This is a genomic window from Streptococcus halitosis (assembly GCF_027691175.1).
Taxonomy (GTDB): Bacteria; Bacillota; Bacilli; order Lactobacillales; family Streptococcaceae; genus Streptococcus; species Streptococcus halitosis_A.
Genome location: NZ_JAQFBD010000001.1, coordinates 1,269,588 through 1,281,441, shown reverse-complemented (window position 1 = coordinate 1,281,441; position 11,854 = coordinate 1,269,588). Strand labels below are relative to the sequence as shown.

Sequence of the window (11,854 nt, the reverse complement as noted above, 5' to 3'; positions counted from 1 at the left end):
GCCATGTCAAAATATAACTGGGATGAAAAGCATATCATCACCTTCCCTGAAGAAAAAGTGGCCCTCTCTACCAAGGATTTACATGTTTACTATGGTAAAAATGAATCCATCAAGGGCATCGATATGCAATTTGAAAAAAATAAAATTACAGCCTTGATTGGTCCTTCTGGATCAGGGAAATCTACTTATCTTCGCAGTCTCAATCGGATGAATGATACCATTGATATTGCCAAGGTAACAGGTCAAATCCTCTACCGAGGGATTGACGTCAACCGTCCAGAAATCAATGTCTATGAGATGCGCAAGCATATCGGAATGGTCTTCCAACGTCCAAATCCATTTGCCAAGTCTATTTACCGCAACATCACTTTTGCTCATGAACGTGCAGGTGTTAAGGACAAGAAAGTACTTGATGAAATTGTAGAAACCTCTCTAAGACAGGCTGCCCTTTGGGATCAGGTCAAAGACGACCTCCACAAATCAGCCTTGATGCTTTCTGGTGGACAACAACAACGTCTCTGTATCGCTCGCGCCATCTCTGTCAAGCCAGATATCCTCTTGATGGATGAACCGGCGTCAGCCTTGGATCCGATTGCGACAGCCCAACTGGAAGAAACCATGTTGGAATTGAAGAAGGACTTTACCATCATCATCGTTACCCACAGTATGCAACAGGCTGCGCGTGCAAGTGACTACACAGGATTTTTCTACTTAGGTGATTTGATTGAGTATGATAAGACATCCAATATTTTCCAAAATGCTAAGTTACAGTCAACCAATGACTATGTAACGGGACACTTTGGTTAGAAAGGAAGCAGTATGACAGAACCGATTTTGCAGGTTAAAGACCTGTCCGTTTATTACAATAAAAAGAAGGCTTTGAATAGTGTTTCCCTTTCTTTCCAACCTAAGGAAATAACCGCCTTGATTGGTCCTTCTGGATCAGGAAAGTCCACCCTGCTCAAAGCCATCAACCGCATGGGCGATCTAAATCCTGAGGTGACAACAACTGGAACAGTGATTTATAATGGCCACAATATCTACAGTCCACGTACCGATACGGTTGAATTGCGTAAGGAAATCGGTATGGTTTTTCAACAGCCCAATCCCTTCCCTATGTCTATCTATGAAAATGTTGTCTACGGCTTACGTATCAATGGAGTCAGGGATAAACATGTTTTGGATGAAGCGGTGGAAAAAGCCTTGCAACGCGCTTCTATTTGGGATGAGGTCAAGGATCGCTTGCATGATTCAGCCATTGGTCTCTCAGGTGGCCAACAGCAACGTGTTTGTGTTGCCCGTGTCTTAGCAACCAGTCCCAAGATTATTCTCTTGGATGAACCGACTTCAGCTTTGGATCCTATCTCGGCTGGTAAGATTGAGGAAACCTTGTATGGTCTGAAAGATAAATACACCATGCTCTTGGTAACACGTTCGATGCAACAGGCCTCTCGTATCTCTGATAAAACAGGATTTTTCCTAGATGGGGATTTGATTGAGTTTAACGATACGAAGAAGATGTTCCTAGACCCACAAAACAAGGAAACAGAAGATTATATTACAGGAAAATTTGGATAAGGAGTTGAATGATGTTACGATCTCAATTTGAAGAAGATTTGGAGAAATTGCACAACCAGTTCTATGCCATGGGACAAGAAGTGCTCTCACAAATCAATCGTACAGTGCGTGCCTTTGTCACACATGACCGTGATTTGGCAAAAGAAGTTATTGAGGAAGATGTAGAAGTAAATGGATATGAAGTGAAACTCGAAAAGAAATCCTTTGAAATGATCGCGCTTCAACAACCTGTTTCTCAAGACCTCCGTACTGTATTGACCGTTCTTAAGGCAGTATCAGACCTGGAACGCATGGGAGACCATGCAGTGTCAATCGCAAAAGCAACTATTCGTATGAAGGGGGAACAACGCATTCCTGCAGTTGAAGAAGAGATCAAAAAGATGGGACGCGATGTGAAAAACTTCGTCGAAGCGGCTTTAGATCTCTATCTGAACGGTTCGGTGGATCAAGCCTACGAAGTAGCAGCGATGGACGAAAAAATCAACCATTACTTTGATAGCATTCGTGATTTGGCTACAGAAGAAATTAAGAAACATCCTGAAGCCATCGTTACAGGCCGTGATTACTTCCAGGTCATTTCCTTCTTAGAACGTATCGGAGACTACGCTAAAAATATTTGTGAATGGGTTGTTTACTTTGAAACAGGGAAGATTGTCGAGCTATAAGAAACGGTTTAAATATACAGAATAAAAGGCTGATTGTGATAAATCAGTCTTCTTTTTATGAAAAGAATTATTTTGCAATCAAAATCTCTAAAAGGGTTGACAACTATTTTTAAAAGAGTTATAATTATTCAGAAATAACAGAAAGGTCGTTTATTTATGAAATTTAAAAAATGGATGTTAGTTGTATGTAGCATGCTTGCCAGCATGGTTTTGGTAGCTTGCCAGTCAGGAACGGATAGCTCCCAGTCTGCTGTGGACGCTATCAAACAAAAAGGAAAGCTAGTCGTTGCGACCAGTCCAGACTATGCACCATTTGAATTCCAATCCTTGGTAGATGGTAAAAACCAAGTGGTTGGGGCAGATATTGATATGGCTCAAGCGATTGCGGATGAGCTTGGGGTTAAACTTGAAATCTCTAGCATGAGTTTTGACAATGTTTTGACTAGCCTTCAAACTGGAAAGGCTGACTTAGCCATTGCAGGAATTAGTGCCACAGATGAGAGAAAGGAAGTCTTTGACTTTTCAATCCCTTACTATGAAAACAAGATGAGTTTCTTGGTTAGAAAAGCCGATTTAGATAAGTACAAGGATCTTTCAAGCCTCGCAAGTGCGAATATTGCTGCTCAAAAGGGAACCGTTCCAGAAACTATGGTCAAGGAACAATTGCCAAATGCCCAATTGACATCCTTGACCAATATGGGGGAAGCAGTCAATGAATTGCAGGCTGGAAAAGTGGATGCTGTTCATATGGATGAACCAGTTGCTCTTAGCTACGCAGGTAAAAACTCAGATCTTGCCGTTGCAACTGTTAATTTGACGATGAAAGATGGCGAAGCCAATGCTGTTGCTATCAAGAAGAATCAATCAGACTTGAAAGCAGTAGTCGATAAGGTTATCCAAAAACTGAAAGATGACGGAACATATCAAAGCTATCTAGAAAAAGCAGCGAAACTAACAGAAGTTGAACAATAAGAAAAGAGCAGAGTTGGACTTTAATCCAATTCTGCTTTTAGGTATTCTAATAACTCTTCTAGATTTTCGAGAGAGACTTTGGCGAACTGATAAGGACAGGCGTCCAAATAAGCCTTCTCAAAAAAGTCTAGTTTGAGTGAGCTGTGTTTGAGACTGGCAATCTTAGGATAGTTTCTCAAATCAAGGAGAAGGCCATCGTGTAGAGGATAGTAGGGCAAGGGACAGGTGTTCCTTTCAAGCACTTTCTTTATCTGAGTCTGATAGTTCTCTTGAAGGGTAAGACGGGCCAATCGATTTTTTTCAAATAACTGACTGTCGATGTAAAGAGAGAGTGCCTTTTGCATGATAAGATTGCTGTCATAGTCCAGGATATTTTTGTAGGAAACAAAAGCCTCTTTTAGGGCATTTGGGAGAATGAGAGCGGTGATACGAAGGGCTGGAAAGAGACTTGTTGAGAAGGATTTGATATAAATAACCCGATCCTCTGTATCCAGATAGTGGAAAGTTTGCCCTTTTTTAGGGTCTAAATCTCCTAGATAGTCATCCTCTACGATGTAAACACCATACTGGTTTGCTAGATCCAGAATAGCCCTTTTTTCCTGATCAGAATAGGAATGACCTAGGGGATAGTGAAAGCGAGGAATGGTGTAGAAAAACTTGATTTTCCCAGATTTGAACTGTTCTTCCAGTTCTTCAAGGTCAATGCCATCAATACGGCGTTCAATGGTCTGGTAGGCCAATCCCTGAGCGACCAAGAGGCGGTTCATTCGGTGATAGGTCGGTTGTTCGACCAAAATCTCCGCTCCCTCGCTCGGAAAGTTGATCTGAGAAAGGATAAAGAGAGCTTGCTGGGTGCCAGAAGTCAGAACCAGTTGGTCGGGTTTGCAGTAGAGGGCTTGGTTGAAAAGAAGTTGATGGACAGATTGTCTCAGTTCCTCAAGGCCTTCTTGGTTGTCATAATAGTTGAAGAGGTAGTTTTCTCGGCCTATCAGGGTTTCATTGACACAGAGTCGGAAGTCATCATAGGCACTAGCGTGTTCGTCAGTGACTTCGATTTTCAAGTCTTGGTGCTGTCCTTGTTCCAGAACATAGTAGCCACTTTGGGGTTTGGCATAGAGGTATTGTTCATGGCGTAATTCCAGCAGGGCTCGTTGGATAGTGTCCTTGCTACAGTGGAAGTCTTGGCTCAGTTGACGGATAGAGGGAAGCCGGCTACCTGTTGGGAATTTTCCTGATTCGATACCCTTTTTTAGAAAGGAAACGACTGCTTGGTATTTACTTTCTTTCTTCATTCCAGACCTCCGTTGATTTTGTTACATTGTACCTTTTTTTTGCCTCCTTTGCAATGGGAAAAGCATTTCTCCCTTTCACAACTAGGAGCAAATGTGGTATACTTAGAAAGTATGATGATTCATTGAATAAAAGATAAGAAAGAGAATGGATAGAAAAGTGCAGGAACCGGTAAAATTATTTCAATACAATACTTTAGGTGCCCTAATGGCAGGTCTCTATGGTGGAACCATGACAGTGGGAGAGTTGCTGGAACATGGTGACCTCGGCTTGGGGACATTGGATTCGATTGATGGGGAGTTGATTGTCCTTGATGGTAAGGCATATCAAGCCAAGGGATCTGGTAAAACGCCTGAAATCGTCGAGGTGGCAGCGGATGCTCTTATTCCCTATGCAGCAGTGGTTCCTCATCAGGCAGAAGTGATTTTTCGTCAGCGCTTTGAGATGACAGATAAGGAATTGGAAAAAAGAATTGAGTCCTATTATGATGGGGAAAATCTTTTTCGTTCCATCAAGATTCATGGTGAATTTTCACAAATGCACGTACGGATGATTCCCAAATCCACACCTGATACTAAGTTTGCTGATGTAGCGACTCACCAACCTGAATATAGCCGTGAAAATGTATCGGGAACTATTGTTGGATTTTGGACACCGGAGATTTTCCATGGGGTGAGTGTTGCAGGCTACCATTTGCATTTTATCTCAGATGATTTGACCTTTGGTGGGCATGTGATGGACTTTGTTATCAAAGAAGGAATGATTGAGGTTGGGGCAGTCGACCAGTTGGACCAACGTTTTCCAGTCCAAGATCGCCAGTATTTATTTGCCAAATTTAACGTTGACGAGATGAAGAAAGATATTGATAAGTCAGAATAGGAGAAAAAAATGACAGTACATATTATCCTTACCATGATCGCTTTGGTTCTCATTCTAGTAGGTGGGACTTGGTATGCCAAAAAACGGTTTAAAATCTCTCTTGCAGTGATGGGCTTGGGGGCAATCGCATTTTTTGTTTCTTCTCAAGTGTTAGAGAAGATGGTTCACCTTCTGATACTCCATCCGCAAAAAGATGGAACCATTCCGCTTATGCAGGAGCAGCCTTTCTTATATGTGCTTTATGGAATCGCCATGGCGGCCCTCTTTGAGGAAACAGCTCGTCTTGTCTTTTTTAAATGGTTGGAGAAAAAGAGAAAGCTAGAAGATCGAGATGCTTTGGCCTATGGTTTGGGACATGGGGGCTTGGAAATGCTCTATCTCGGAATGGGAAGCTTGATCAGTCTTTTGATTCTCTTTTCACTCATCCAGTCTTCAAATACTGATGTAGCCAATCTTCTTCCAAAGTCTACACTCGAAACGGTTCAGTCTCTTTCTGTATGGCAGGTTTATTTACTAGGAGTTGAGCGTGTACTTGCCCTAGTTCTCCAAATTGGTCTTTCCATCTGGGTCTATCAAAGTGTCCGTCAAAAGAAATGGATCTACCTCCTTGCTGCCTATGGTTTGCATGCCTTGTTTGACTTGGCTCCAGCCTTATCTCAAGTGGGATGGATTGCAAATCCGCTTCTAGTTGAGTTTGTTCTTCTCGTAGAACTTTTAGTCTTTATCTGGCTGACAAAATTTACATTTTGGAAAAAATCATAAAAAGAGGGATGACCTCTTTTTTTATGTAAAGATTGGATACAGAAATTTCCAGTCGTCAAAAATCTTTAAAAATGGTATAATGAAATCACTTTACAAAAGGATGAGAGATATGACATTAGTAACTAGAATACAAGAACAATTAGAAGGAATTGATATTCGTTTTAAGGAACCCTTGAAGCTCTATACCTACACTAAGGTAGGGGGACGAGCGGATTATCTGGTTTTACCACGCAATCGCTATGAGATGGCGCGTGTCGTTCAATTTGCCAATCAAGAGAGTATTCCTTGGATGGTGCTAGGGAATGCCAGCAATATCATCGTTCGTGACGGTGGAATTCGTGGATTTGTCATCTTGTGTGACAAGCTCAATAACGTTTCAGTTGATGGTTATACCATTGAAGCGGAAGCTGGGGCCAACTTGATTGAAACGACACGTATTGCCCTTCGTCATAGTTTGACTGGTTTCGAGTTTGCCTGTGGCATTCCAGGGAGCGTCGGTGGAGCAGTCTTTATGAATGCGGGTGCCTATGGAGGAGAGATTGCTCATATCTTGCAGTCTTGTCAAGTTTTGACCAAGGAAGGGGAAATCGAGACCTTATCTGCCACGGAATTGGCATTTGGTTACCGTCATTCAGCTGTTCAAGATTCTGGAGCAGTTGTTTTGTCAGCTAAATTTGCCCTATCTCCTGGAAATCATCAGGTTATCAAGCAAGAAATGGACCGCTTGACGCACCTACGTGAACTCAAACAACCATTAGAATACCCATCTTGTGGTTCTGTCTTTAAGCGACCAGTGGGGCATTTTGCAGGTCAGTTGATTTCAGAGGCTGGCTTGAAAGGCTATCGTATCGGTGGTGTGGAAGTATCAGAAAAGCATGCCGGTTTTATGATCAATGTTGCTGACGGAACAGCCAAAGACTACGAGGACTTGATCCAATCTGTTATCGAAAAAGTCAAGGAACACTCAGGTGTCACTCTTGAAAGAGAAGTCCGAATCTTGGGTGAGAAGGAATAAGGTTGGGGTAGAAAAGTTGCTGCTATAACCATTGTAAAGGGGGTGAAAGCCTATCGTGAGTGAAGATGTATGTAGGCAGTTCAATCTCCTACACGAGGTAGTAGCGGCCTGACAGAGCCCTGATCTGTTAATTTATGAAAAAGAAGGAATTTATGACAATTGAAAAAACCAATTATTGAATTCAAAAACGTCTCTAAAGTTTTTGAAGACAGCAACACCAAGGTTCTCAAAGACATCAACTTTGAGTTGGAAGAAGGGAAATTTTACACTCTTTTGGGCGCATCTGGTTCAGGAAAATCAACCATTCTAAATATCATTGCAGGTTTACTGGATGCGACGACAGGGGATATTTTACTGGATGGGGTGCGGATCAACGATATCCCAACTAATAAACGAGATGTCCATACGGTCTTCCAATCCTATGCCTTGTTTCCACATATGAATGTGTTTGAAAATGTTGCCTTTCCACTCCGCTTGCGTAAGATTGACAAGAAAGAAATCGAGCAGCGTGTAGCGGAAGTTCTCAAGATGGTTCAGTTGGAAGGTTACGAGAAGCGTTCCATTCGTAAACTCTCTGGAGGACAACGCCAGCGTGTGGCCATTGCCCGTGCCATCATCAACCAACCCCGTGTGGTCTTGTTGGATGAACCTCTGTCAGCTCTGGATTTGAAATTGCGAACAGACATGCAGTACGAACTGCGTGAACTGCAACAACGATTGGGGATTACCTTTGTCTTTGTCACTCACGATCAGGAAGAAGCTCTTGCTATGAGTGACTGGATTTTCGTTATGAATGATGGCGAGATTGTCCAGTCTGGAACACCTGTGGACATCTATGATGAGCCGATCAACCATTTTGTTGCCACCTTTATCGGTGAGTCCAACATTTTGCCAGGAACCATGATTGAGGATTACTTGGTTGAGTTTAACGGCAAACGCTTTGAAGCAGTCGACGGGGGAATGAAGCCAAATGAGCCAGTTGAGGTTGTCATTCGTCCAGAGGACTTGCGCATTACCCTTCCTGAAGAAGGCAAGCTCCAAGTCAAGGTGGATACCCAACTCTTCCGTGGGGTTCACTACGAGATTATCGCCTATGACGAACTCGGAAATGAATGGATGATTCACTCGACTCGTAAGGCCATTGTGGGTGAGGAAATCGGTCTGGACTTTGAACCAGAAGATATCCATATCATGCGTCTCAACGAAACCGAAGAAGAGTTCGATGCTCGTATTGAAGAATACGTAGAAATCGAAGAGCAAGAAGCAGGTCTGATTAACGCGATCGAGGAGGAAAGAGATGAAGAAAACAACCTCTAAACTCTTTGTAGTGCCCTATATGCTTTGGATCGCCCTCTTTGTTCTCGCACCCTTGGCCTTGATTTTTGGACAATCCTTTTTCAACATCGAAGGGCAGTTTAGTTTAGAAAACTACAAATCCTACTTTGCGTCACAAAACTTGACCTATCTCAAAATGAGCTTCAACTCTGTACTCTATGCGGGGATTGTAACCTTGGTGACGCTTCTCATCAGCTATCCAACAGCCCTCTTTTTGACTCGTCTCAAGCACCGTCAACTCTGGCTCATGCTGATTATCTTGCCAACCTGGATTAATCTGCTCCTTAAGGCCTATGCCTTTATCGGGATTTTTGGTCAGAATGGCTCTATTAATCAATTTTTGGAATTTATCGGAATCGGTTCACAGCAGTTGCTCTTTACCGATTTCTCCTTTATCTTTGTCGCAAGCTACATCGAGCTTCCCTTTATGATTTTGCCGATTTTTAATGTCTTGGATGATATGGATAACAATCTCATCAATGCCAGCTATGACCTCGGTGCGACCAAGTGGGAAACCTTCCGCCATGTCATCTTCCCTTTATCGATGAACGGTGTGAGAAGTGGTGTCCAATCAGTCTTTATCCCTAGTTTGAGTCTCTTCATGCTGACACGTTTGATTGGTGGGAACCGCGTTATCACGCTGGGAACGGCTATTGAGCAGAACTTTCTAACCAATGACAACTACGGTATGGGTTCTACCATCGGTGTGATCCTCATCCTAACCATGTTCATCACCATGTGGGTGACCAAGGAAAGGAGAGAACGATGAAAAAATTTGCCAATCTCTACCTAGCATTTGTCTTTATAATCCTTTATTTGCCAATTTTTTACTTGATTGGCTATGCCTTTAATGCAGGGGATGATATGAATAGCTTTACAGGCTTTAGCTTGAGCCATTTTAAAACCATGTTTGGTGATGGCCGTCTCATGTTGATCCTCACCCAAACCTTTTTCTTGGCCTTTCTATCTGCCTTGATTGCGACCATTATCGGGACTTTCGGTGCTATTTACATCTACCAGTCTCGTAAGAAATACCAAGAAGCCTTTCTATCACTCAATAATATCCTCATGGTTGCGCCTGACGTTATGATTGGTGCCAGCTTCTTGATTCTCTTTACACAGCTTAAGTTTTCACTTGGCTTTTTGACGGTTCTATCTAGTCACGTGGCCTTTTCCATCCCTATCGTGGTCTTGATGGTCTTGCCTCGTCTCAAGGAGATGAATGATGACATGATTCATGCGGCCTATGACTTGGGAGCCAGCCAGTTTCAGATGTTTAAGGAAATCATGCTACCGTACCTGACACCGTCTATCATTGCAGGTTATTTCATGGCCTTCACTTATTCGCTGGATGATTTTGCCGTGACCTTCTTTGTGACGGGAAATGGCTTTTCGACCCTCTCGGTTGAGATCTACTCTCGTGCTCGTAAGGGGATTTCCCTAGAAATCAATGCCCTGTCTGCCCTTGTCTTTCTCTTTAGTATTATCCTAGTTGTTGGCTATTACTTTATCTCACGTGAGAAGGAGGAGCAAGCATGAAAAAACTCTATTCATTTTTAGCAGGAATTGTAGCGATTATCCTTGTCTTGTGGGGGATTGCGACTCATCTAGATAGTAAAATTAATAGCCGAGATAGTCAGAAATTGGTTATTTACAACTGGGGGGACTATATCGATCCAGAACTCTTGGAGAAATTCACAGAAGAAACAGGAATCCAAGTTCAGTACGAGACCTTTGACTCCAACGAAGCCATGTATACCAAGATCAAGCAGGGTGGAACGACCTATGATATTGCCATCCCAAGTGAATACATGATCAACAAGATGAAGGACGAAGACCTCTTGGTTCCGCTTGATTATTCAAAAATTGAAGGAATCGAAAATATCGGACCTGAGTTCCTCAACCAGTCATTTGACCCGGGCAATAAATTCTCCATCCCATACTTCTGGGGGACCTTGGGAATTGTCTACAATGAAACCATGGTAGAGGAGGCGCCTGAGCATTGGGATGACCTCTGGAAACCAGAATACAAGGATTCCATCATGCTCTTTGATGGAGCGCGTGAGGTGCTGGGACTCGGGCTTAACTCACTTGGTTACAGTCTCAACTCCAAGGATCCTCAGCAGTTGGAAGAGACAGTGGATAAGCTCTACAAATTGACTCCAAATATCAAGGCTATTGTGGCGGACGAGATGAAGGGTTACATGATTCAGAACAACGCTGCTATCGGGGTGACCTTCTCAGGAGAAGCTAGCCAGATGTTGGAGAAAAATCCTAACCTCAAGTATGTCGTTCCGACTGAGGCCAGCAATCTCTGGTTTGATAACATGGTCATTCCAAAAACCGTGAAAAACCAAGATGCGGCCTATGCCTTTATCAACTTTATGTTGAAACCCGAAAATGCTCTCAAAAATGCGGAGTATGTAGGCTACTCAACACCGAACCTACCAGCCAAGGAAATGCTCCCAGAGGAGACTAAAGAAGACAAGTCCTTCTATCCAGACGCTGATACCATGAAAAACCTAGAAGTTTATGAGAAATTTGACCATAAATGGACAGGAAAATACAGCGACCTCTTCCTACAGTTTAAAATGTATCGGAAGTAGAAGATATGCTTTCTTGTCAGCTTTCCCAGTTGACGCAGAACCCAAAAAACGATATAATAAGAAAGTTGAGAATTGGTTTTCTCTCCATCTTAGTCCAGAGAATTGGCGGTGCTGCGAGCCATCTAAGGTAGGAAATCATGCTACTCAATCAGACAATTGCATAAGATTTTGAGAATGACAAGTTCATTGAATGAAGGTGGTACCGCGGTTTTTCGCCCTTCGTGATATGAGCTTGTCTTTTGATTTTTGGAGGTGTTTATGAAGACATTTCTCGTGAAACAAAAGTTTCGTCTTGGAGGCGAACGCTTTGATATCAAGGATGATAGAGGGGTAGTGAACTATCAGGTGGAGGGATCTTTCTTCCAAATTCCTAAGACATTTACCATCTATGACGCCTATGGTGAGCAAGTCAGTGAGATCAGTAAAGAATTTTTCACCTTACTTCCTCGCTTTAATATCCAGTTACGAAACGGTTCCAATTTCGTCATTCGTAAGAAGTTGACCTTCTTTCGAGATAAGTATGAGTTTGATGATCTAGGGCTTCGTATCGAGGGCAATATTTGGGATTTGAATTTCAAATTGTTGGATGACCGCGACCAAGTGATTGCCGAGATTCGGAAAGAGATTTTCCATTTGACCTCAACTTACACCGTAACCGTCTATGAAGACTCTTATGCAGACCTAGTCATTTCCCTCTGTGTCGCAATTGACTATGTGGAGATGCTGGAAAGCCAATCAAATTAAACAAGTAA

Annotated in this window: 13 protein-coding genes; 12 read left to right on the top strand and 1 reads right to left on the bottom strand. The window is 42.7% G+C overall.

All coding sequences use genetic code 11. From position 1 onward, the window contains the following. Positions 1-3 precede the first annotated feature (3 nt). The 4 genes from pstB (PG086_RS06225) (at position 4) to PG086_RS06210 (ending at position 3,215) form a co-directional block, all read left to right on the top strand. Positions 4-807, top strand: a complete 804-nt coding sequence (gene pstB / locus PG086_RS06225) for a phosphate ABC transporter ATP-binding protein PstB (RefSeq protein WP_000049851.1) — start codon at positions 4-6, stop codon at positions 805-807. Between the two features lie 12 nt (positions 808-819). Next, positions 820-1,578: a phosphate ABC transporter ATP-binding protein PstB gene (gene pstB, locus PG086_RS06220; protein WP_000138671.1), complete on the top strand. Its 759-nt coding sequence runs from the start codon at positions 820-822 to the stop codon at positions 1,576-1,578. Positions 1,579-1,589: 11 nt separating this feature from the next. After that, entirely contained in the window at positions 1,590-2,243 is a 654-nt protein-coding gene (gene phoU, locus PG086_RS06215) for a phosphate signaling complex protein PhoU (RefSeq protein WP_268704094.1), read from the top strand. 156 nt (positions 2,244-2,399) lie between these two features. Beyond that, the gene (locus PG086_RS06210) at positions 2,400-3,215 is read left to right on the top strand and encodes an ABC transporter substrate-binding protein (protein ID WP_033585614.1); all 816 of its coding nucleotides are present in this window, start codon (positions 2,400-2,402) and stop codon (positions 3,213-3,215) included. A 20-nt stretch (positions 3,216-3,235) separates the two neighbouring features. Here the strand turns inward: PG086_RS06210 and PG086_RS06205 are convergent, their stop codons facing one another. Further along, positions 3,236-4,507, bottom strand: coding sequence for a PLP-dependent aminotransferase family protein (locus PG086_RS06205; RefSeq protein ID WP_270748157.1), 1,272 nt, complete (start codon positions 4,505-4,507; stop codon positions 3,236-3,238). 145 nt (positions 4,508-4,652) lie between these two features. Here PG086_RS06205 and budA point away from each other — a divergent pair, with 145 nt between their 5' ends. The 8 genes from budA (at position 4,653) to PG086_RS06165 (ending at position 11,846) form a co-directional block, all read left to right on the top strand. Then, positions 4,653-5,384, top strand: a complete 732-nt coding sequence (gene budA, locus PG086_RS06200; RefSeq protein WP_247917219.1) for an acetolactate decarboxylase — start codon at positions 4,653-4,655, stop codon at positions 5,382-5,384. A gap of 9 nt (positions 5,385-5,393) precedes the next feature. After that, the gene (locus PG086_RS06195; RefSeq protein WP_270748155.1) at positions 5,394-6,146 is read left to right on the top strand and encodes a YhfC family intramembrane metalloprotease; all 753 of its coding nucleotides are present in this window, start codon (positions 5,394-5,396) and stop codon (positions 6,144-6,146) included. Positions 6,147-6,255: 109 nt separating this feature from the next. Next, complete coding sequence (murB, locus tag PG086_RS06190) at positions 6,256-7,161, top strand: UDP-N-acetylmuramate dehydrogenase (protein ID WP_084872035.1); 906 nt, start codon at positions 6,256-6,258, stop codon at positions 7,159-7,161. 159 nt (positions 7,162-7,320) lie between these two features. Continuing rightward, positions 7,321-8,478 (top strand): ABC transporter ATP-binding protein, encoded by a 1,158-nt coding sequence (locus PG086_RS06185; protein WP_000742901.1) that lies wholly within the window; start codon positions 7,321-7,323, stop codon positions 8,476-8,478. Beyond that, complete coding sequence (locus PG086_RS06180) at positions 8,459-9,265, top strand: ABC transporter permease (protein ID WP_270748154.1); 807 nt, start codon at positions 8,459-8,461, stop codon at positions 9,263-9,265. The genes PG086_RS06185 and PG086_RS06180 overlap by 20 nt, the downstream gene beginning before the upstream one ends. Continuing rightward, positions 9,262-10,035 carry an ABC transporter permease gene (locus tag PG086_RS06175; RefSeq protein WP_000712716.1) on the top strand — a complete coding sequence of 258 codons (774 nt, stop codon included), beginning with the start codon at positions 9,262-9,264 and terminating at the stop codon, positions 10,033-10,035. The genes PG086_RS06180 and PG086_RS06175 overlap by 4 nt, the downstream gene beginning before the upstream one ends. Beyond that, entirely contained in the window at positions 10,032-11,102 is a 1,071-nt protein-coding gene (locus tag PG086_RS06170) for an ABC transporter substrate-binding protein (RefSeq protein WP_247917680.1), read from the top strand. The genes PG086_RS06175 and PG086_RS06170 overlap by 4 nt, the downstream gene beginning before the upstream one ends. A 258-nt stretch (positions 11,103-11,360) precedes the next feature. After that, positions 11,361-11,846 carry an LURP-one-related/scramblase family protein gene (locus PG086_RS06165; protein ID WP_268700458.1) on the top strand — a complete coding sequence of 162 codons (486 nt, stop codon included), beginning with the start codon at positions 11,361-11,363 and terminating at the stop codon, positions 11,844-11,846. Positions 11,847-11,854 lie beyond the last annotated feature (8 nt).